A 20,034-nucleotide genomic window follows, 5' to 3' on the forward strand; every position below is an offset into this window, starting at 1 on the left:
TCACCACTCGACCACCAGCTCGGATGGCATCGGGCGATGCAGTCGCCACGTGATCGACAGCGGGTCCTCCCCGTGTTCGGCATACGAGGCCTGACCGAGGCACCGGAAGGGCGCCGGGCTGTCGCCGGTAGACATCTCCCGCACGAAAAGCACCACGTGGCTGCCCTGTTCGGCGTGGCGCAGGTAGCGCTGGCCCGTCGTGGATGACGTCGACAACCGGTGCCTCGGCCGCCAGCGAAAGAGTTCAGTGCTCACCAGCTCGCCAGCGCCCGGCGTCACCAGTAGCGCGTCGGTGCGGGTCGCCGGGCACCACGCCGCGCCCGCGTTATGGCCACCCGGCGGACGTCGCAATGTCGCGTAGCCGAGCGCGGCCAGGATCTCCGCGCGCAAGTACCGAGCGTGGCTGGCCAACGGCACCGACGCCAGTTCGGCGTCGAGGGACACTGCCACATGCCGCGCGCGATCTAGCGCGACGTCGATCAGCTCCGCGATCTCCGCGCAGACTGCCCGATGCCGTCGCAAATGCGCCAGCCCCGCCGGGTACGACGCGAACCCGCCACGCTTCGGCCACACCGTGAACAGCAGCATCCGCGCCAGCCGCTGCTCCCGCTCGGTCAGCTGTCCATAGCGCGGACCATCGACGTCGACCAGACGCCGGTACATCTCCGCGCGTTCGGCGTCGTCGACGTGCGCGAACGCCGCCACCCGCCGGAGCAGGACGTCTTCGTCGGGACCTCCGGACGGCGTCACGAACCCGGCCGCACGGCGAGCGGATATCCACGTGCCACCGTTGCGGTAGACGTCGGACACCGCGCGGTCGGCCTGGTGCAGGTACGCGGCGAGCGGTAGATCGCCGTGGGAGCGGACGTCGGCGGCGAGCTGGCCCCGGGACAGCCGCGACGGTGCGCCGAGGTTGGCTAGCACGATGCGCCGCGCGGCTGGGTCGAGCACCGCACGGGAACCAGACGGCAGCGCGGTAAAGCCCTGTTCCACCTGACGTCGCAACGCACGTCGGCTCGCACCGGTCAGTGCGCGGTACCGCACGTCGAATCGGAACTCCGGGCGCTGCGTACCGATGAAGTCGAGCACCGTCAGCGCGGCTTTGCCCGGCGCGCGGCGCAGGCCGACACCGAGCTGCCGAAGGAATCGCGCCGGGTTGTCGGTGGGCCACAGCAGCAGCACGGTGTCGACTCCGTGAACATCCACCTCGTCGCCGTCGGACGCGAACAGGAGGCGAACGTCGCCCGTCCGGAGCGCGGCGACCGCCTCATCGTGGCCGGCACCGGTAGCAGCCAGCGCCGGAATACCGGATTCGCAGGCCGCGCGAGCCATGTACTCGGCGTGCGCGTCCGACACGCACCACCCCACCGCCCGCATGGAGCTCACATCGGACACGTTCTCGCGCAGCGCGGTGAGCACGATGTTCGCCCGCGCATCGTTCCCGGTGTAGCGCGCGTCGAGGGCGTCGACGTCGTACGTGCCGAGTTTCCAGTTCACGTCAGACACATCGACGTCGTCCGCGATGCCGAAGTACCGCACCGGCACCAGTAGCTCGGCCGCCACCGCGTCGCACAGTGACAGCTCATACGCCGAACGGCCGTCAAAATGCTGCAACACCTCGTCGTCCGGCGCTGCGGTGAGGCCGAGCAGTTCCCTGGGTCGCAGATGCCCCAACAGCCGCGCGTACCCGGGGGCCGCGCCAGGGTCGAAGCCGTCCACGACGACGACGTCGAAACGGCCAGCGGGTAACTCGTCGATCCCGTGCTCGACGAGGTCGCTGATGTTGACGAACAGGTGCCGACGACGCGGCCGCCTACCCGCTATGTGGATCGCGCCGAACTTGTCGTCACCAAGTGCCTCGCGGAACGTCCGCAGCGCCGACTCCAACGACGCACCCCGTGGCGCGACATACAACAAGCTCGTCTCGCGTCGCTCCCGAAGCCGCCGGTAATCCAGCGCGGCAAGCACGGTTTTGCCGGTACCGGCCGCTGCGACGACCACATTGCGGTGCCGGTCGTGTGTGTCGCGTTCGACGTCCAACGCCGCGAGCGCCTCCTGCTGATGCGGTAGCGGCCGGACTTGAAGTCCAGCGTGCCCGATCGTCGGCGGGACGCCGTCGCCAGTGGCGAGAGCCGCGTCGAGCCGGGGCGCATCACGGGCGGGGTCATACCGCTCGACCGCACTGGACGTCCAGTGGCTATCGAACGCGGCCTGGAACTTGCGTAGCAGCTCAGGGGTCGCGGTGCCGGACAGCCGCAGCGTCCATTCCATGCCCTCGGCAAGCGACGCTCGGGACAAGTTCGTGCTGCCGACGAACGCCGTGTCGTCCCCGGACGTGCGGTGGAACAGCCACGCCTTGGCGTGCGGCCGTTCGGGTTCCGTGCCGTAGCCGATGCGGACCTCGGCGTTGCCGCGCTCGACCAAGTGGTCGATGGCCGCACGCTCCGTCGCGCCGTGCCTTGCCGTGGTGATCACCCGGACCGGTACACCCTCTGGCGTAGGTCGTTGAACGCATCGTCGAGTAGCGACAGACCGTCGCGGCGCACGAACCCGCACAGTAGGTCCACTCGATCGGCGCTGGCGAGTTCAGCCCGCAAGGCGACAGCAAGCGATGACGACGCGGTCCCGCCGGACAGCACGTCGTCGGACGACGACCTGTGGGCAAGCAACCGGCTGGCGGCCGCACCGATGGCAGCCACCCCATCGCCTGCCGCCGGCAGCTGCTGGCGCGGAACCGCCCCCGAGTCGAAGCCGGTGAACGCCATGAAACGGTCGAGCGAGCCTGAGCCGCCGTCATCGTCGTCTAGTAGTTCGAGCACCCGGTTGACCAGGTCGTTTCGCCGTTCGTCGTCCGGTTCCGTCTCGATACGTCGGCGTACGGCTTCGGCGACCCGCCGCGCGATGGCCTCGGGTGATTGGACCGGTTCGGCAGCACGGCCGACCGATGCCCCCGGCTGAAAGCGAGTGCGCAGGACCGCGAGCGTGCGCTCAAGGCGAATGGTGCGGACGGCGTCGGGGATACCGTCGGCCAGCGGGTCCATGCGCCAACTTTGCCACGTAACCCTCTTTAACACTCGCGAGGTTGGTACCGCCCTGTCGCACCCGAACGGACCGGCTGGTACCACTCCCGTGGGTCGTCTACGCGGAGTAAGCACTGGGATCAATTCGTCACGTAGCGAAACGCATAGGGCCGGTGATGCGATGACCAGGCAAGAGCGCTCGTAGAACCGGCAACCTCGCCGTACCGTCCTGCGAACGCCCAAACCCGCTTCGGCAGGACTCGGAGGCATGTCATGGCCGAACAGCATGGACTGCACACCGCATTGATCGTGCACGGCGCCGAACCATCGGGCCGCTCGTGTCCCGTCGTCGTCGGCCTCGCCCAGGCCAACGGCAAGCTCAACATCGCGCTCCGGGTGGGTGAGGACAGCGAGACCGTGTACCTCGAACCGAACGACGCCGCACGCCTGATCGTGAACCTCCGGAAAGCGATCGCGGCGGAGTACCACTACAGCTGGCCGTCCCAGCCGCCGTTCACCAGAAACGCCTCGGCTGATCAGGCCAACTCCGGACGTCCCGTGTCAACGCGATCCCGCAGCGCCTGAAGAACGTCACGACCACGGGCGGTGAATGACGCTCGCGCCGCGACAGCCGCGCCGCCCTATACAGCCGCGTACGGATTCAGTACACGTGCGCCCGCCATTGCCATGTCACCACTCCTGCGGGTGACGACGGCAAGTCCATTGACACTGGCCGTCGCGGCGATCAGGCCGTCAAGCACCGGGATGGGCTGCGTGCTGTCCTGCCGTCCCCACGCGCTGGTCACCGCCGCCGTCACCGGCAGGATCCGGTCATCGAACCGCGTCACGATCCCGCCGAGCCAGTCGTGCAACCGGCTCGCCTCCGCGTCATCGCCGCGCTGCCGTAGGCGTTCCGCGCCCCGCTGCAGCTCGCCGATCGTCACCGCGCTCAGGAACAGCTCGTGCGCTGACACTCGCTCCCACCACGCGGCGACACCCCGGTCCGGTTCGGACTTACGGATCTCGACCACGACGTCGGTGTCGATGAGGTAGCTCATCGCGCCCCGCCCACGTCGAGATCACGTGGCTGATCCCGCTCCCGGTCGGCGACGACGTCGATCAGGACCTCGGCCGCCGTGGCGGACACAGCGATACCGGAAGCCGAGCCAGCGACGTCACCCGAAGCCCCGTCAGCCGCCTCCCCCACCAGTGCCTGCTTGAGATCCACCTCGACGTCGAGACCCGCCAGCCGCCGGTACTCCGCGGCGTCGAGCACCACCGCCACGTCTACCCCGTGCTTCGTGACGACTTGCGGACCGTCCTCCCGAGCCGCCCGCAGCAGTTCGCTGAGGCGTTGCTTGGCGTCTTGCGTGGGCCATCGACGATCCATCTAGACAGTCTAGACAGCACGTTCTGGTGATGGTCAAGAACCACACCAACACGAACCGCGCGTGGCGCTGGCGAAAAGCGCTCCCTAAGTGCGCCATCACCCGCGATGTCGCTCCAACGGACGAGCAATCTCCCCTTGACGGCTTGACCACTCCAGTCGCAGACTGGTGTTGCGTAGAACACAACTGATGTGCATTACGCAACGAGCGCCGCGACACGCATCGTCAGCTACGGGCCGCACATCAGCTACGGCACCCGGCTCCGGCCACCCAGTCCGCCACATCTCCCTACTCCGGATTCCCAGGCGCAACAGCGAGGTGTCCCTCATGACAGACGTACTACACCCCTACCCAGCGGCCCACCCGACAACGGCGGTGGACCAGCCAGCCGTGATGCTCTACACGCGGCTCAGGAAGTCGCCGTACTTCTGGAAGTCGCGGGCCCACGGCGTCGCCGCGTACAGCGTCTACAACCACACCTATCACCCCCGCCACTACGGTGACCCCGTCGGCGAGTACTGGGCCCTGTTGCAGGGTGTGACGCTGTGGGACGTCGGCGTGGAGCGGCAGGTCGAGATCTCCGGCCCGGACGCCTTCGATTTCACGAACATGCTGGTACCGCGCGACCTCAGCAAGTGCGACGTCGGCCAGTGCAAGTACGTGTTCGTCACCGCGCCGGACGGCGGGATCATCAACGACCCCGTGCTGCTGCGGGTCGAGGAGAACCGGTTCTGGCTCTCGCTCGCCGACAGTGACGTCGGGCTGTGGGCGATGGGGCTGGCCCACGCGGGCGGCTGGAACGTCCGGATCCGCGAGGCCGACGTCGCCCCGCTACAGATCCAAGGACCGAAGTCGAAGCAGGTCATGTCCGACCTGTTCGGCGCGGAAATCCTGGACGTGCCGTACTACCGGCTGCGCGATTTCACCGTCGACGACATGGACGTCGTGGTCAGCCGCACCGGCTACTCCGGCGAGATCGGCTACGAGATCTACCTCTACAACGCCTCCCGCGACGCCGAGCGGCTGTGGGACGCGGTGTGGCAGGCGGGCGAGCCGCACGGCATGCGTCCGATCGGGCCGTGCCACATGCGTCGGATCGAAGGCGGCATGCTCGCCTACGGCAGCGACATCACGCTCGACACCAATCCGCTCGAAGTCGGCTACGACTATCACTGGATGGTCGACCTCGACCAGGACGCCGACTTCATCGGCAAGGACGCGCTGACCCGTATCAAGGCGGAAGGCATCACCCGCCGCATGGCAGGCGTCGAGATCGACGGACCACCGCTCGGCACCTACAACGACGGCTCCATGATCGAGCCATTCGACGTCTACGCCAGCTCGACCGAACCGGTCGGCCGGGTGACTAGCGCCTGCTACTCGCCCCGGTTGGAGCGCAACATCGGGCTCGCCATGCTGCCGATCGAGCTGACCGAACTGGGCAACACCGTCACGGTGCGCACACCGACCGGCCTGCGGACCGGCACCGTTGTCGAGAAGCCCTTCATCGACCCGCGCAAGGAAACCCCGAAGGGCTGACGCGGTATGAGCTTCCAGCCGCTCCCGAAGGTGCCGCGCACGCGGCGGGCCGTCGCCCCGCTGCTCGCCGCGCCGCGTTACGAAATCCTGCCGCTGCCGAGAGCCCTTGAGGCGACCGAGCAACTCCCGGCGGGCTCGGTCGTCACGGTCACGGCATCACCGCACAAGGGCCTGCACGCGACCATCGACCTCGTCGAGGACGTGGCGGCGCAGGGGATGCGCGCCGTGCCGCACCTCGCGGCACGGCAGTTCCGTGACAGCGCCGAGTTGGCCGGCGTCCTCGACCGCCTCGACGCGGCTGGCATCGACGAGGTGTTCGTCGTCGGCGGCGACAACCACGACCCGGCTGGCGACTTCGCGGACGGCCTCGCCCTGCTGCGGGGCATGGCCGACCTGGGCAGACTGCCCACCGACGTCGGGGTGCCGTCCTATCCGGAGGGACACCACACCATCGACGATGCCACGCTGTGGACGTCATTGCGTGCCAAGCAGGAGTACGCCACCTACACCGTCACGCAGTTGTGCTTCGACGCGGACGCCATCTGCCGGTTCGCCGCGGAGGCGCGGCGGCGCGGCATCACGCTGCCGGTGGTGGTCGGTGCGCCAGGGGTCGTCGATGTCACCAAGCTGCTGCGGGTCGGGCTGAAGATCGGCGTCGGCGACTCGCTGCGGTTCGCGCGCGGCAACGCCTCGGTCACGGGCAAGCTACTGCGACCGGGCGGCTACCGGCCGGACGGCCTTGTCCGCAAACTCGCCAGCCGCGTCGCTTATGGCGACTGCACCCTCGCTGGCCTGCACTTCTACACCTTCAACCACGTCGCGGCGACCGCTCGCTGGGTGCGCAACACGCACCGGCGGGCGGCATAAGGAGGGGTTATGGCAACCATGCCAACGGACATCGAGATCTCCCGCAGCGCAACGCTCAAACCGCTCACCGACGTCGCCGCCGACATGGGCATCGGTGAGCACCTGATCGAGCCATACGGCCGCTCGGTCGCCAAGATCTCGCTCGACGCGATCGAGGAGCTGGCCGACCGCCCGCGTGCCCGCTATGTAGTCGTCTCGTCGCTCACCCCGACCCCGCTCGGCGAGGGCAAGACGACGACAACGGTCGGGCTCGGCCAGGGCTTCGGCCACATTGGACACCGCGCGGTCATCGCCATCCGGCAGCCGTCCATGGGGCCGACCTTCGGCATCAAAGGCGGCGCGGCAGGTGGCGGCTACTCGCAAGTCGCACCGATGGAGTCGGTGAACCTGCACCTCACCGGCGACCTGCACGCCGTCAGTTCGGCGCACAACCTGCTCGCCGCGATGCTCGACAACCACCTGCACAAGGGCAACCCGCTCGACATCGACCCGTTCTCGATCTCATGGCGGCGGGTGCTCGACGTCAACGACCGCGACCTGCGCGAGATCATGACCGGGCTCGGCGGCAAGCCGCATGGCATCCCCCGCCAGACTGGCTTCGACATCACCGCGGCCAGCGAGGTCATGGCGGTGCTCGCGCTCGCGGACTCGCTGCCCGACCTCCGCAAGCGGCTAGGCAGGATCGTCGTCGCCTACGACCACAACGGCATCCCGGTCACGGCGGAGGACCTGCGCGCGGCGGGAGCGATGTGCGTGCAGTTGCGGGAGGCGATCAAGCCGAACCTGATGCAGACCATCGAGCAGACACCCGCGCTGGTCCACTGTGGCCCCTTCGGCAACATCGCGCACGGCAACTCGTCCGTCGTGGCCGACCTCATCGGCATCCACGGCGGCGACTACCTCATCACCGAGGCAGGGTTCGGCGCGGACATGGGCGCCGAGCGCTTCTTCAATATCAAGTGCCGGGCGTCCGGCCTCACGCCGGACGCGGCGGTGATCGTGGCGACGGTGCGTTCACTCAAGGCGCACTCCGGCAAGTACAAGGTCGTCGCGGGCAGACCGTTGCCTGACGAGATGCTCGCCGAGAGCCCCGACGACGTCCACGCCGGGTCGGCCAACCTGCGCAAACAGATCGCCAACATCCGCGCCCACGGCATCACGCCCGTCGTCGCGATCAACGCCTTCCCCAGCGACCACGAGAGCGAGAAACAGGCCATCGTGGACATCGCGAACTCGGAGGGCGTGCGCGCGGCGGTGACCTCGCACGTCGCCAAGGGCGGCAAGGGCGCTGCCGAGCTAGCTGAGGTCGTCGCGGAAGCATGCGAGGAGCCATCGCACTTCCACTACCTCTACGACGACAGCCTGCTGCTCGAGGACAAGATCGACGTCGTGGCGCGGCGCATGTACGGCGCGGACGGCATCGACCTCTCCGCCACCGCACGCAAGCAGCTCGACAGCTACCAGAACAACGGCTTCGGCTCGCTGCCGGTGTGCATCGCCAAGACCCACCTTTCGCTGTCGGCCGACCCGTCCCGCAAAGGCGCGCCGACCGGCTGGCGGCTGCCGGTGCGCGAGGTCAGAGCGTCGGTCGGCGCTGGCTTCATCTACCCGATCTGCGGGGACATGCGCACCATGCCCGGGCTGTCCTCGCGCCCAGCGGCCGAACACATCGACATCGACGAGACCGGGCAGGTCGTGGGGCTGTCCTGAAGGAGTTGATCGCTATGAGCACGGCAACATCGAACGTGCCAAGCAGCGCGGACGTCGTCATCATCGGCGCCGGGATCGTCGGGAACTCGGTCGCCTATCACCTCGCCGAGCTGGGCTGGCGCAACATCGTGCTACTCGACAAGGGGCCGCTGCCTGACCCGGGCGGCTCAACAGGGCACGCGTCGAACTTCATCTTCCCGGTAGATCACTCCAAGGAGATCACCGCGCTGACGCTGGAGTCGATGCGCCAGTACGAGAAGCTGGGCACGATCACCACGTGCGGCGGCATCGAGGTCGCCCGCAACGAGGAGCGCGTCGAGGAGCTGAAGCGGCGGCTGGCGTCGTCGAAGGCGTGGGGCATCCCATCGGAGCTGATCACGCCGGAGCGCGTGCAGCAGCTGGTGCCGTTCGTCGACCCGAGCATCATTCTCGCCGGGTTCTGGACGCCGTCGGCCGCCGTGGTTGACCCGTTGCAGACCGGCGCGCTGATGCGGGAGCAGGCCATCGGGCACGGCGCGCTCACGGTGTCGGCGAACACCGAAGTCACCGGCATCACCACCGAACGCGGCCGGGTCACGGCTATCCACACCGATAAAGGTGACATCGCCACCGACCGGATCGTCATCGCCTGCGGGGTGTGGAGTCCGCGCATCGCCCGGATGGCTGGCGCGCACATCCCGCTCACACCCGCGGTGCACCAGATGATGGACGTCGGCCCGATCCCGGAACTCGCCGACACGGGCACCGAGATCGCCTACCCGATCGTCCGCGACATGGACGCACTGATGTACGAGCGGCAAAGCGGGGCCGACCTGGAGATCGGCTCCTACGCGCACCGCCCGATCCTGCACGAGCCGGACGAGATCCCGTCCATCGAGGCGGCGGCGCTGTCACCGACGCAGCTGCCGTTCACCCAGGACGACTTCGACCCGCAGCTGGAGGACGCCCTCGAGCTGTTCGGCTCGATCCTCAACGAGCCGGGCGCGGGTGTGCGGCACGCGATCAACGGCCTGCTCTCGATGACCCCGGACGGCTCGCCGATCCTTGGTGAGTCACCCGAGGTCGGCGGGCTGTGGTCGGCGGCGGCGGTGTGGATCAAGGAAGGCCCCGGCGTCGGCCGGATGATGGCGGAGTGGATGACCACCGGTACGCCGGAGATCGACCTGCACGGCGCCGACATCGCGCGGTTCTACCCGCACCAGCGCACGACGCACCACGTCGTCGCACGCGCCAACGAGGGCTTCAACAAGATCTACGGCATCGTGCACCCGCGCGAGCAGTGGGAGTCGAACCGGCGGCAGCGGCTGTCGCCGTTCTACACCCGCGAGGTCGAGCGGGGCGCGGTGTTCTTCGAGGTCGGCGGCTGGGAACGGCCGCACTGGTATGAGTCGAACCGGCCGTTGGTCGACGAGTTCGGCGTGCCGGATCGCCCGCACGAGTGGGATGCCCGCTGGTGGTCCCCGATCACGAACGCCGAGCACCTCGCGATGCGGGAGCGGGCCGCGATGATCGACCTGACGGCGTTCGCGCAGTTCGACGTCTCGGGGCCCGGTGCGCTGGACTACCTGCAGTACATGGTGATGGCACAGGTGGACAAGCCGGTCGGGCGGCTGATCTACACGCCGGTGCTCGCGCCGAACGGCGGGTTCCGTAGCGACCTCACCATCGTCCGGCTCGGTGATGACCACTTCCGGGTAATCACCGGCGGCGCGGATGGCGCGCGAGACGCGTTCTGGTTCCGTTCCCACCTGCCGGACGACGGCTCGGTGGCGTTCGCGGACATCACCTCGGCGGTGTGCACGCTCGGCCTGTGGGGACCGCGAGCCCGCGACATCCTCGCGGCGGCAACGCCGGACGAAGTCTCCAACGAGGCGTTCGGCTTCGGCACCGCGAAACGGATCGTCATCGACGGAGTGCCGGTGATGGCGTTGCGGGTGTCCTACGTCGGTGACCTCGGCTGGGAGCTGCACGCGCCGTTCGAGCACGGGCAGCACCTGTGGGACGCCATCGCGGCGGCGGGCGAGCCGCACGGCATCGTCCCGGCAGGCATCGGCGTCTACGGCACCACCGGACGGCTGGAGAAGGGCTACCGCCTGATGGGCGCCGAGCTTGACTCCGAGTACAACGCCGTCGAGGCGGGCCTGGCGCTGCCGAAGGTGAAGTCGGCGGACTTCATCGGCAAGGAGGCCTACGTCGCGGCGCGCGAGTCGGGGCCCGCGGCGACGTTGTGCACGCTCACGGTGGATGACCACACCAGCGCGTCCGGCATCGCCCGGTACCCGCAGGGCGGCGAGCCGATCCTGGCCCGCGACGGTGAGCGGATCGTCGACCGCAAGGGCAGGGGCTCCTACGTGACCAGCGCGGGCACGGCGCCGTCGCTCGGGAAGTACCTGCTCATGGCCTACCTGCCGCCGGAGCACGCCGTCGAGGGTGAGCGGCTGCTGGTGGAGTACATGGCCGAGCAGTACCCGGTCACCGTCGCCCGCGTGGGCCGCACGCCGCTGTTCGACCCGGACGACACACGCATGAAGTCGTGAAGGAGGCAAGCCATGGACGTGCTTGTCTGCGTCAAGCGGGTGCCAGCGCCGGGCGCGAAGGTCCCGCTGACCGACGACTCGACCGAGATCGACACGCGCTACCTCGGCCACACCATCGGCCCGCACGAGGAGTGCGCCGTCGAGGAGGCCGTGCGGATCGTCAAGGCGCACGGCGGCAGCGCGACGGTGCTGGCCGTCGGGCCAGCCGAGGCCGACGAACAGCTGCGCTACGCCATCGCGATGGGCGCCGACAAGGGCGTGCTGGTCGACGTCGGTGAGGCGGAGCTTGACCCGCAGGCCACCGCGTCGGCGATCGTCCACGCTGTCGGCGACACCCGCTACGACATGGTGCTGTTCGGCACCGAGTCGGCGGATGCCAGCCACTACCAGGTCGGCATCCGGGTGGCCCGCGCGCTCGGGTTGCCGATCGTCGGCGGCATCAAGGGCATCGACTTCGACAGCGACGGCAGCGCCGTGAAACTGCGCCGCGAGGTGGCCGACGGCGTCGAGGTGTACCGGGTGCCGCTCCCGCTGCCGCCGCCGTCAAGGAGGGCCTGAACCTGCCGCGCTACCCCAGCATGCCGGGCAGGCTCAAGGCCAAGAAGGCTCGCATCGACGTCGTGCCGTACACGCCGGAGCCGGGTGGTCTGCGCAAGGTGCGGCTGCGGCAACCGTCCGACGACCGCGAGGAGGCGATCGTGCTCGGCCACGGCGCGGACGCCGCTCCCGCGGTGGTCGACGTGCTGGAACGGATCGGGGTGGTCTCATGATTCTGGCAGTGTTGGACGACTCCCCTGCCGCGTTGGACATGCTGGCGTTCACACAGTCGCTAGGGCAGCAGGTCGAGGCGGTGACGTTCGGGGAGTTCGACACCGATGACCTGGCCAAGCGCGGCGTGCGGACGTTGCACCAAATCACGCACGACGACCTGGCCGACTGTGCCCCCGCAGCCAGTGGCGATGCGCTGGCCCAGCTGATCGAGCACCTGCGACCGGACGGCGTGGTGGGCGTGTGCTCCGACGCCGTCACCGAGGCTATGGCGCACGTCGCCGCGGTGACCGGGCTGCCGCTGGCGACGAACTGCGTCGAGGTCAGCACGGGTGATTCGTGGCTGCTGACCAGGGTGCGCGGCGGCGGGATGCTGCTGGAGGAAGCCGAACTGCGCGTCGGCACGGGCGATGGCGCGAGCCCCGCGCTGCTGACCATCGCCCAAGGCGTCTCCGGCGACATCGGGTCCGGGCCTGTCGAGTCCTGTGACGTCCGCGAGTTCGCCCCGGAGCTAACGGCGACGGCGACGCAGGCCCGCATCGTGGAACGTGCCGATCGCGGCGGCGGCATGACGCTGGCGACCGCGCCGGTCATCGTCTCCGGCGGACGCGGCGTCGGCAGCGCGGACGGCTACCGGGTCCTCGAGGAACTGGCGGAACGGCTTGGCGGCGTCGTCGGCTGCTCGCGGGTAGCGACCAACAACGGCTGGCGCCCGCACAGCGACCAGGTCGGCCTCACCGGCACCAAGGTCAGTCCCGAGCTGTATCTCGCGTGCGGCATCAGCGGTGCGACACAGCACTGGGTTGGTTGCATGGACTCGAAGGTGATCATGGCGATTAACACCGACCCGGAAGCACCGCTTGTACGCAGGGCGAACTATGCCGTGATCGGCGACGTCCACGAGGTTTTGCCCGCCATCATCGCGGAGCTCAGCGCCCGGTCGACAGCGTGATCTGTCCGGGGCGACCTCGGATCGCGGGAAGTGCCCTAGACTCGAAGGTCGTGAGCTCCCCTAATGATGACCGCAGGCCCGGCGGTGTGCAGTCCGTCGACAGGGCGATCACCATCTTGGAGTTCCTGGCACGCAATGAGTGGTCGGGCGTCACCGAGGTGGGAAACGAGCTCGGCGTACACAAGTCGACCGCGTTTCGGCTCCTGAACACGCTGGAAGCGCGTGGCATCGTCGAACAGCACACCGACAGCGGCAAGTATCGGCTCGGCGCTGGTCTCGCGCATCTCGCGCGCGGCATCAGCGTCGACCCCGATCTGACCCAGAACTCGCGGTTCGGCTGCGAGTGGCTGGCACGGCAGACCGAGGAGACCGTCACGCTCACCGTCCTCGAGGGCGATATCTGCGTGACGATCGACCAGATCGTGTCGAGTTCCACCGTGGTGAGCCGTAGCTGGCTTGGCAGACAGACGCCGCTGCACGGGACGTCACCTGGCAAGGTGTTCCTCGCGTTCCTGCCGGAGGAACGACGCGCCGAGCTGCTGTCCGGTGAGCTGGAGAAGTTCACCGAGAACACGATCGTCGACCCCATCGCGCTGCGCGAGGAACTGGACCGAGTGGTCGAGAACGGCTTCGCCACCACCGTCGAGGAGTTCGAGGAGGGCCTGAACGGTGCGGCGGCACCCGTGCGGGACGCGGAGGGAACCGTCGTGGCCACTATCGGCGTGTCCGGCCCCTCGTACCGGCTCGACGAGGACGAGCTCCGCAAGCTCACGCCGGTGATCCGCGAAGCAGCCGACCTGGCGTCCTCCAGGATGGGATACTTCCATCCGATCAGCACCGACGACTAGCGGGCCGGAGGCCACGTTCCTGGGGTTGCGTGCGGAACGGGACCAGCGGGCACCATGGCTGGTAGCAGGTCGCGCCGCATGCAGACTCTCGGCCACTTGCCGAGGCCGTTGGCCCGCTCTGCCTCGAGGATGGCGAGCAAGCCTGGCGACAGCTCGGCGAGGCCGAGTTCCCGGAACCCGCAGCGCAGATAGTACGGCGCGTTCCACGGCACGGCGGCGAACGTCGTCAGCGTCAGCGCCTCGATGCCACAGCGCGCCGACTGATCGGCGGTGTGGTCGAGCAGCGCCTTGCCGATGCCGCGCCGGGCGAAGTCGGGATGCACCGAGACCTGTTCGATGTGGGTATTGCCGTCGACGACATCGGTGATCAGATACGCCATCAGCCTGCCGAAGGGCCCGACGGCCACCCATGCCTCGCCGTTGCGCTGGGCGTACGCCAGCTCGGTCAGCGTGGGAGGCTCGTCGTCGGCGATCTCCGCCATCCCGATGTCACGGAAACACCGGCCGGCGGCACGCTCGATGTCCTGCAGTGCAAGCAGCTCGTCGGCACGAGCCGTTCGGATACGCACCCCACCAGTATCGGCCTGGTTGGCCGACCGTGCCATCCCCACACGGTGTTCGGCTGATCGCAGCCGTGATCCGGCCCACCAACGGTTCCACTCGCTGTGACATGATCCCGGTTATGAACATCATTTCCATTAGCTGGGATGGGTGACATGGCCACGCTACTCATGGTGGAAAGCTGGTTGCGCTCGACCGGCCACAGCCTGCCGCCGCTGATCCGGCGGCTCGGCCACGACTACGTCCTGCTGACCAAGGACCCCGCGCTCTACCCGGAATCGACGTCCGGACTGCGGCACCCGGTGCGCGCCAACGCGAGCGAGATCGTCCGCGCCGACACCAACGACCCGGACGCCGCCGTGGCGGCAGCTCGCACGGTGGCGTCGCGGCGCCGAATCGACGGCGTGCTGACGACCTGCGACTACTACCTGCCCACGGTGGCCACGATCGCGGACGCGCTCAGCCTGCCCGGCGCGCGACCGGACGTGCTGCACACCGCGACCCGTAAACACCGGGTGCGGCAAGCACTGGACGACGCGGGGGTGCCGAACGTCGGGTTCGCGGTAGCCGATTCGTATGACGCGGCGCGCGACGCGGCGATGTCGTTGGGATACCCGCTGGTCGCGAAGCCAGTGGACCTCAACTCGGGCACGGCGGTGCAGCGGGTGGACGACGACGCCGCGCTCAAGGACGCGTTCCACGAGATCACCGCGGACGAACGCAACACGCGCGGTCAACCGCGCGAGCGCGTGATGCTGCTGGAGCAGTTGGTCGACGGGACGGAGGTCAGCGTCGAGGCGATCACACGGGACGGTGAGACCACGATCGTGGGTATCACCGACAAGAGCCTCGCTGGGCCGCCCGCCTTCGTGGAGTCCGGGCACATGTTCCCAGCCGAGCTGCCCGAGTCCGCCGTCGCCGAGACGTCAGCGTACGTGCGCGACGTGCTGGCCGCGCTCGACTACCGTCACGGCCTCAGCCACACCGAGCTGCGGCTGACCACCGATGGCCCCCGCCTGATCGAGGTCAACCCTCGACAGGCTGGCGGCTACATCTTCGACCTGCTGCACTTGGTGACCGGTGTGCATCCACTTGAACAACTGGTGCGACTCAGCCTCGGGCAGCAGCCTCGGGCGCATGAGACCACCGACATCGCCAGCGCCGCGGTGTTCTTCGTGATCTCGCCGCGGCCGGGCACGGTGGTCGGGGTGGTGGGCACCGGCGCGCTGGACGTCGACCCGGACGTCGTGCGCTGGCAACTCTCGGTGCCCGCCCGGGCTGGGCTGCCGCGCAGCAACGACGCGTACCTCGGCCACGTCGTCGTGTCGTCCGCATCGCCCTGTGACGCGCGCGCGAAAGCGGAGGCGGCGGTCGGGTCGCTGCGGTTGCGGTTCGCCGACGGCACGCACGCCCAGCCGCTCGGGGTGCCGTCCGTGGTGAGCCCGGCCCCGGTGGGGTCATAAGTCCGCCGATCCACCGGCGTGCGACGCCAACGTGTGCTTTTCTGAAACCGTGGACTTCGAAGCCGTTGCTGATGAGCTCTACAGCGGCCCTCGCGAGGAGTTCATCCGCACCCGCAACACCCGTGCGGCCGAGGCCAAGGATCGATCACTGGCCACACGGATCAAAGCGTTGCGCAAGCCAACACTGGCGGCGTGGCTGGTCAACCGGCTCGCCCGCGAGCGTCCAGACGACCTGGCCGAGTTGACAGCGCTTGGCCAAGAGCTGCGTACCGCGCACGAGGAGTTGGCGGGACGACGGTTACGAGAACTGTCGGTGCGGCGGCGCGAAACCGTCGACGCGCTGACGCTCGCCGCGCGAGAGATCGGACGCGAATCGGGACTCGGCGTCAGCGACACCGTCACGGATCAGGTCCACGCCACGCTGCAAGCGGCACTGGCGGGCGGCGAGGCGGCGGATTTGGTGATGGCAGGGCGGCTGGCCGCGCCGCTGGACCCGGCCGACGCGCAGCAGTGGCTGACGGCGGGCGTTCTCGCGCGGCGGGCGGATGACGAGGCGGGCGAGCCGTCTGGCGCGACGCCCAGCGCCACGTCCGGACAAGCCTCCCGTACGAAATCCGGCGCTCGCACGACCGGCTCTACCGTCAGCGCCGCCGAAGTCCAGCGCAGGCGCGAAGCGCGCAAACGGGCCGAACGGGACGCCGAGAACGCCAAGGCGCGCCGAGACGAGGCGGCCAAGACACTGGCCGATGCGCAGCGACGCGCCAACGAGGCCACCGAGGAGGTCGCGGAGCTACGCGCGAAGCTCGTCAAAGCGCAGCGTTACGAGAAGCTGGCACGCAATGCGGTGCGGGCGGCGCAGCTCGAACTCGGCACCGCGGAGCGGAGTCCGATCGCACCGAACGTGCGCTACGACGTCACGGGCCGCCACACTGAAGACGTCGGATCGAAGACGTCACGCGAGCGACGTAAGCACGCCCGCCGCGAGTGGTAGATGTCGACATGTGACCCGGTCCCCGCGAGGCCACATGTCGACTTCCGCGCGCCTGGTATCAGCGCACCGTGCGCCGGTACCAAGCGCGAGACTCGCCCTCTGGCACGAAGATGCGGGCGAGCAGCGTAGTCAGCGCGGCGCCGATCACCAGCCAGAGCAACGCGGCGATGCCCTCGTTGAGCGCCACTTCCAGCTTTTCGTTAGCCGCGGGGAACAGCGTGCCGAGGCCGAGATCGACTGCCTCCGCCCAGCCGGTCACGAACTGGGCGAAATCGTTGCGCATATTGGCCTCGCCCACGACGAGCAGGATGTGCAGCGCGAGCACAACGGCGAATAGCCCGGTGACGACGCTGATTACGCCGTTGACGACCCGCACGAAGCCAAGCCGCACGGGCGGCCGCTCCGAGACCACTTCGCCCCGCTGGTCACGGTCTGGTTCTGGGTTGGTCGTCATGCCCGGTGGATAACCACGATATCCACCGGGCAAACGTCGCAAGGGTCTCTACCAGGAACCGATACAGTCGTATCGCTGACCATTCGACTGTATCGGTTTCCGCGAAAGACACTCACACCGAAGAGCCTCACCGCGACAGCGCCCTACGGCAGCGACCGCCCCGACCAACTCCACGCGTAGCCGGGGTCCTCGCAGGCGTCAGCGGCTTCACCAAGGTCGAGCGGGGCGAAGGTGTCCACCATGACCGCTGTCTCATCGAAGAACTCCGCGCCGACCGACGCCTCGGCCGCACCAGGCTGCGGACCGTGCGTGCACCCTGACGGGTGAAGTGACATCGACCCGATGTCGATACCGGAACCCTTGCGCGCCTCGTAGTTGCCGCGCACGTAGAACATCAACTCGTCGGAGTCGACGTTGGCGTGGTTGTACGGCACCGGGATCGCCAGCGGGTGGTAGTCCACCTTGCGCGGGCAGAACGAGCAGACGACGAAATTCGGCCCCTCGAACGTCTGGTGCACGGGTGGCGGCTGGTGCACCCTGCCCGTGATCGGCTCGAAGTCGTCGATATTGAATACCCACGGATACAGGCAACCGTCCCAGCCGACGACGTCGAAGGGGTGGTGGTCATAGGTGAACCGCGTCAGCCCGGCGCGATGGCGGACAAGGACCTCGGTGTCGGCGTCGGACTCAGGGCCATCGACCAGCAACGGTTCGGTGGGCCCGCGCAGGTCGCGCTCGCAGTACGGCGCGTGTTCGAGGAACTGGCCCTTAGCCGACAGGTAGCGCTTCGGCGGCCCGATGTGGCCGCGCGCCTCCAGCGAGAGCACCCGCAGCGGCGGTGTCGCACTTTGGTCCCGCCCACCGCCCCTACTGGCACCTGGCACCACGCGATAGGTCGTCGAGGTCGGCAGCACGACGTAGTCGCCGTCTCCGACGTCGAGGGCACCGTAGATGGTCTCGATGGTGCCGCTGCCGCCTTGGATGTAAAGCAGTTCGTCGCCGATGGCGTTGCGATACAGCGGGCTCGGCTCGCTCGCGACGGCGAAGCCGATGGTGACGTCGTTGTTGCCGAACAGCCTGCGCCGCGCGGTGATGGCGTCGGCGTCCGGTTTGAACGCCAAGTCCTGCGTGCGGTACGCGCGCGGCTTGAGCGGGTGATTGGCCACGATCGGGCCTCGATCGTCCTCGACCGGCTCCGCGCCGACGATCGACGTGGGCAGGTAGCGGTGATAAAGCAGGGCCGAGTCAGAGGAGAATCCCTCGACACCCATCAGCTCCTCGGCGTAGAGGCTGCCGGTGGGCGAGCGAAACTGGGTGTGCCTTTTGGGCGGTACCTCGCCGATCTTCCGGTAGTACGGCATAGCGATCTCCAGACGTACGCACGTCGAATGCGGTGAACGACGCCTTCCCCGCGTTGGTTGCGGCGAAAGCGTCAATCACCGCGCCCAGTGCGGTGAAAGCGTCGTTCACCGCGGATAATCTGTCCGATAATCGGAACATTTCGTTCGACTATAGTACGCTACTAGCGTGTCAGTCGTGTCAAGCGCAGTGGAACTCACGCCGCCGGGCCCTAGCGGCATCCCGCCCCTGTTCACGAGACTCGTCGACGACTCCGCGCTCTTTCCACCAGGCACGGCTTCGATGTCCGAAGCGCTGCACGCCTACCTCGATGCTCGCGCTGGCGACTACTCCGGCGTGCTCGGCCTGTTCCTGTGTCCCGCGTCCCGGCTACCGGAGCTGATCACCGAGATCATCAAGATCAAGCCATCTCAGCCGCTGCCACTCTCGCTGATCATCGACACTGGTCTCGGCGGTGTCCCGAAGGCGATCTCCATCGTCGAGTCCCGCGCCGAGCTACTCACCTTGCGCATGGTCGAGATGCCCGCACCGTCCGATGTGGACGAGGTGTGGCTTGAGCGGGTCTCCGAGTTCGTACCGGAAGACGTCGTGCGGGTTGTCGAGCCCCGCCGCGGCGTTGGCTGGCTCGAGGGCGTCCGCAAGGTCATCGAGCACGGCAGCTGGCCCAAGATCCGCTGCGGAGGGCTTTCCGAGGAGAACTTCCCCAGCGTCGATGAGGTCGCGGACTTCTTCTCCGTGGTCGCGGGTGTCACCGGGGCGTCGTTCAAGGCGACCAACAGCCTGCATCGGGCGGTGCGCCACGTCGACCCGGAGACCGGCTTTACCCACCATGGGTTCCTGAACCTGCTGGTCGCGTCCGCCCGCTGCCTAGCGGGCAAGGACGTCCGAGGCGCGCTGGAGTCCACCGACGGCGCGGCGCTCGCGGCCGAGGCGAGCGAGCTGAGCGACTCGGCGGCCAAGGCGGTGCGGGAGCTGTTCGCCTGCTACGGCTCGGCGACGTTCGGCGAGGCCATCGCGGACCTCGAGGAGCTGGGACTGCTGTGACCGCGAGGCGCTGGCCATGAGCACGGCGAGCTCGGGGAGTTCGCTGACGCTTGACCGTGGGCTGGCGCTGTTGCAGACCGTCGCGGACGCCGAGGGCCAAGCGTGCAGCGTGTCTGAACTCGCGGAGCGCATCGGCGTCAGCAGGGCGGCCGTGTATCGACTGCTCGGGCCGCTGGTCGAGCGCGGGCTGGTGTGGCGGGACGGCACCAAGGTCCGACTCGGCGTCGGGCTGCTGCGCCTGGCCGACCGGGTGCTGCCGCAGTTACGGGAGGCCGCGACGCCGATCCTGCGCGCACTGGCCGAGGACGTTGGCGCCACGGCCCACCTGTCGATCGCGGATGGCGATACTGTGCAGGCCGTCGCCGTAGTGGAGCCGTCGTGGACCAGCTACCACGTCGGCTACCGGATCGGCAGCCAGCATCCGATTACCAAGGGCGCGGCGGGCAAGGCGATCACGCTGCGGCAGGACGACCCGGAGTGGGTCGCCACGGTCGGCGAGCTGCAACCGGGTGCGTTCGGCGTCGCCGCTCCGG

The 20,034-nt window shown here is 68.5% G+C and carries 20 protein-coding genes; 13 read left to right on the forward strand and 7 right to left on the reverse strand.

Annotation, left to right across the window (positions count from 1 at the left end):
- Together ACFQGD_RS31920 and ACFQGD_RS31925 are read right to left on the reverse strand one after the other, a co-directional pair.
- Positions 1 to 2,475: a DEAD/DEAH box helicase family protein gene (locus ACFQGD_RS31920; RefSeq protein ID WP_390221131.1), complete on the reverse strand. Its 2,475-nt coding sequence runs from the start codon at positions 2,473 to 2,475 to the stop codon at positions 1 to 3.
- Positions 2,472 to 3,041: a phospholipase D-like domain-containing protein gene (locus ACFQGD_RS31925; RefSeq protein ID WP_390221133.1), complete on the reverse strand. Its 570-nt coding sequence runs from the start codon at positions 3,039 to 3,041 to the stop codon at positions 2,472 to 2,474. Before ACFQGD_RS31925 ends, ACFQGD_RS31920 begins: the two co-directional genes overlap by 4 nt.
- Before the next feature lie 252 nt (positions 3,042 to 3,293).
- Here ACFQGD_RS31925 and ACFQGD_RS31930 point away from each other — a divergent pair, with 252 nt between their 5' ends.
- Positions 3,294 to 3,605 (forward strand): hypothetical protein, encoded by a 312-nt coding sequence (locus tag ACFQGD_RS31930; RefSeq protein ID WP_345391860.1) that lies wholly within the window; start codon positions 3,294 to 3,296, stop codon positions 3,603 to 3,605.
- A 56-nt stretch (positions 3,606 to 3,661) separates the two neighbouring features.
- Here the strand turns inward: ACFQGD_RS31930 and ACFQGD_RS31935 are convergent, their stop codons facing one another.
- Both ACFQGD_RS31935 and ACFQGD_RS31940 read right to left on the reverse strand, forming a co-directional pair.
- Positions 3,662 to 4,078: a type II toxin-antitoxin system VapC family toxin gene (locus ACFQGD_RS31935; RefSeq protein ID WP_345391863.1), complete on the reverse strand. Its 417-nt coding sequence runs from the start codon at positions 4,076 to 4,078 to the stop codon at positions 3,662 to 3,664.
- Positions 4,075 to 4,410: a type II toxin-antitoxin system Phd/YefM family antitoxin gene (locus ACFQGD_RS31940; protein WP_345391866.1), complete on the reverse strand. Its 336-nt coding sequence runs from the start codon at positions 4,408 to 4,410 to the stop codon at positions 4,075 to 4,077. The genes ACFQGD_RS31935 and ACFQGD_RS31940 overlap by 4 nt, the downstream gene beginning before the upstream one ends.
- 325 nt (positions 4,411 to 4,735) lie before the next feature.
- On the opposite strand from ACFQGD_RS31940, the gene ACFQGD_RS31945 reads away from it, so the two are divergent.
- Genes ACFQGD_RS31945 through ACFQGD_RS31980 form a run of 8 tightly spaced genes read left to right on the forward strand, consistent with a single transcriptional unit; the run spans position 4,736 to position 13,629 of the window.
- Positions 4,736 to 5,947, forward strand: a complete 1,212-nt coding sequence (locus ACFQGD_RS31945) for a glycine cleavage T C-terminal barrel domain-containing protein (RefSeq protein ID WP_345391869.1) — start codon at positions 4,736 to 4,738, stop codon at positions 5,945 to 5,947.
- Positions 5,948 to 5,953: 6 nt separating this feature from the next.
- On the forward strand, positions 5,954 to 6,814 hold the full coding sequence (locus tag ACFQGD_RS31950; RefSeq protein WP_345391872.1) for a methylenetetrahydrofolate reductase: 861 nt from the start codon (positions 5,954 to 5,956) through the stop codon (positions 6,812 to 6,814).
- 18 nt (positions 6,815 to 6,832) lie between these two features.
- The gene (locus ACFQGD_RS31955; RefSeq protein ID WP_345392439.1) at positions 6,833 to 8,524 is read left to right on the forward strand and encodes a formate--tetrahydrofolate ligase; all 1,692 of its coding nucleotides are present in this window, start codon (positions 6,833 to 6,835) and stop codon (positions 8,522 to 8,524) included.
- A 14-nt stretch (positions 8,525 to 8,538) separates the two neighbouring features.
- The gene (locus ACFQGD_RS31960) at positions 8,539 to 11,061 is read left to right on the forward strand and encodes a GcvT family protein (RefSeq protein WP_345391875.1); all 2,523 of its coding nucleotides are present in this window, start codon (positions 8,539 to 8,541) and stop codon (positions 11,059 to 11,061) included.
- A gap of 12 nt (positions 11,062 to 11,073) precedes the next feature.
- A complete protein-coding gene (locus ACFQGD_RS31965) occupies positions 11,074 to 11,619 on the forward strand; it encodes an electron transfer flavoprotein subunit beta/FixA family protein (RefSeq protein ID WP_390221134.1) in 546 nt (181 codons plus the stop codon).
- 20 nt (positions 11,620 to 11,639) lie between these two features.
- A complete protein-coding gene (locus ACFQGD_RS31970) occupies positions 11,640 to 11,831 on the forward strand; it encodes a hypothetical protein (protein ID WP_390221135.1) in 192 nt (63 codons plus the stop codon).
- Positions 11,828 to 12,781, forward strand: a complete 954-nt coding sequence (locus tag ACFQGD_RS31975) for an electron transfer flavoprotein subunit alpha/FixB family protein (RefSeq protein ID WP_345391881.1) — start codon at positions 11,828 to 11,830, stop codon at positions 12,779 to 12,781. The genes ACFQGD_RS31970 and ACFQGD_RS31975 overlap by 4 nt, the downstream gene beginning before the upstream one ends.
- Positions 12,782 to 12,831: 50 nt before the next feature.
- Positions 12,832 to 13,629, forward strand: a complete 798-nt coding sequence (locus tag ACFQGD_RS31980) for an IclR family transcriptional regulator (RefSeq protein ID WP_345391884.1) — start codon at positions 12,832 to 12,834, stop codon at positions 13,627 to 13,629.
- On the opposite strand, the gene ACFQGD_RS31985 is transcribed toward ACFQGD_RS31980, so the two are convergent.
- Entirely contained in the window at positions 13,626 to 14,234 is a 609-nt protein-coding gene (locus ACFQGD_RS31985) for a GNAT family N-acetyltransferase (RefSeq protein WP_345391887.1), read from the reverse strand. The two genes, ACFQGD_RS31980 and ACFQGD_RS31985, sit on opposite strands and share 4 nt — an antisense overlap.
- Positions 14,235 to 14,345: 111 nt before the next feature.
- Between ACFQGD_RS31985 and ACFQGD_RS31990 the strand changes: the two genes are divergently transcribed.
- Positions 14,346 to 15,653 (forward strand): ATP-grasp domain-containing protein, encoded by a 1,308-nt coding sequence (locus ACFQGD_RS31990; RefSeq protein ID WP_345391890.1) that lies wholly within the window; start codon positions 14,346 to 14,348, stop codon positions 15,651 to 15,653.
- A 49-nt stretch (positions 15,654 to 15,702) separates the two neighbouring features.
- Positions 15,703 to 16,644: a hypothetical protein gene (locus ACFQGD_RS31995; RefSeq protein ID WP_390221136.1), complete on the forward strand. Its 942-nt coding sequence runs from the start codon at positions 15,703 to 15,705 to the stop codon at positions 16,642 to 16,644.
- Between the two features lie 58 nt (positions 16,645 to 16,702).
- Here ACFQGD_RS31995 and ACFQGD_RS32000 read toward each other — a convergent pair whose 3' ends face one another.
- Both ACFQGD_RS32000 and ACFQGD_RS32005 read right to left on the reverse strand, forming a co-directional pair.
- Positions 16,703 to 17,098 carry a hypothetical protein gene (locus tag ACFQGD_RS32000; RefSeq protein ID WP_345391896.1) on the reverse strand — a complete coding sequence of 132 codons (396 nt, stop codon included), beginning with the start codon at positions 17,096 to 17,098 and terminating at the stop codon, positions 16,703 to 16,705.
- Between the two features lie 143 nt (positions 17,099 to 17,241).
- Positions 17,242 to 18,459 (reverse strand): homogentisate 1,2-dioxygenase, encoded by a 1,218-nt coding sequence (locus tag ACFQGD_RS32005; protein ID WP_345391899.1) that lies wholly within the window; start codon positions 18,457 to 18,459, stop codon positions 17,242 to 17,244.
- A 187-nt stretch (positions 18,460 to 18,646) separates the two neighbouring features.
- Between ACFQGD_RS32005 and ACFQGD_RS32010 the strand changes: the two genes are divergently transcribed.
- Together ACFQGD_RS32010 and ACFQGD_RS32015 are read left to right on the forward strand one after the other, a co-directional pair.
- Positions 18,647 to 19,501, forward strand: a complete 855-nt coding sequence (locus tag ACFQGD_RS32010) for a hypothetical protein (protein ID WP_345392442.1) — start codon at positions 18,647 to 18,649, stop codon at positions 19,499 to 19,501.
- A gap of 16 nt (positions 19,502 to 19,517) precedes the next feature.
- The coding region (locus tag ACFQGD_RS32015) for an IclR family transcriptional regulator (RefSeq protein WP_390221137.1) at positions 19,518 to 20,034 on the forward strand (517 nt) is incomplete at its 3' end.

The organism is Haloechinothrix salitolerans (assembly GCF_042662605.1).
GTDB classification, from domain to species: domain Bacteria; phylum Actinomycetota; class Actinomycetes; order Mycobacteriales; family Pseudonocardiaceae; genus Haloechinothrix_A; species Haloechinothrix_A salitolerans.

Coding starts and splice junctions, on each gene's coding strand:
- ACFQGD_RS31925 (WP_390221133.1), bottom strand. CDS start 3,041: ATGGACCCGCTGGCCGACGGTATCCCCGACGCCGTCCGCACCATTCGC.
- ACFQGD_RS31930 (WP_345391860.1), top strand. CDS start 3,294: ATGGCCGAACAGCATGGACTGCACACCGCATTGATCGTGCACGGCGCC.
- ACFQGD_RS31935 (WP_345391863.1), bottom strand. CDS start 4,078: ATGAGCTACCTCATCGACACCGACGTCGTGGTCGAGATCCGTAAGTCC.
- ACFQGD_RS31940 (WP_345391866.1), bottom strand. CDS start 4,410: ATGGATCGTCGATGGCCCACGCAAGACGCCAAGCAACGCCTCAGCGAA.
- ACFQGD_RS31945 (WP_345391869.1), top strand. CDS start 4,736: ATGACAGACGTACTACACCCCTACCCAGCGGCCCACCCGACAACGGCG.
- ACFQGD_RS31950 (WP_345391872.1), top strand. CDS start 5,954: ATGAGCTTCCAGCCGCTCCCGAAGGTGCCGCGCACGCGGCGGGCCGTC.
- ACFQGD_RS31955 (WP_345392439.1), top strand. CDS start 6,833: ATGCCAACGGACATCGAGATCTCCCGCAGCGCAACGCTCAAACCGCTC.
- ACFQGD_RS31960 (WP_345391875.1), top strand. CDS start 8,539: ATGAGCACGGCAACATCGAACGTGCCAAGCAGCGCGGACGTCGTCATC.
- ACFQGD_RS31965 (WP_390221134.1), top strand. CDS start 11,074: ATGGACGTGCTTGTCTGCGTCAAGCGGGTGCCAGCGCCGGGCGCGAAG.
- ACFQGD_RS31970 (WP_390221135.1), top strand. CDS start 11,640: ATGCCGGGCAGGCTCAAGGCCAAGAAGGCTCGCATCGACGTCGTGCCG.
- ACFQGD_RS31975 (WP_345391881.1), top strand. CDS start 11,828: ATGATTCTGGCAGTGTTGGACGACTCCCCTGCCGCGTTGGACATGCTG.
- ACFQGD_RS31985 (WP_345391887.1), bottom strand. CDS start 14,234: ATGGCACGGTCGGCCAACCAGGCCGATACTGGTGGGGTGCGTATCCGA.
- ACFQGD_RS31990 (WP_345391890.1), top strand. CDS start 14,346: ATGGCCACGCTACTCATGGTGGAAAGCTGGTTGCGCTCGACCGGCCAC.
- ACFQGD_RS32000 (WP_345391896.1), bottom strand. CDS start 17,098: ATGACGACCAACCCAGAACCAGACCGTGACCAGCGGGGCGAAGTGGTC.
- ACFQGD_RS32005 (WP_345391899.1), bottom strand. CDS start 18,459: ATGCCGTACTACCGGAAGATCGGCGAGGTACCGCCCAAAAGGCACACC.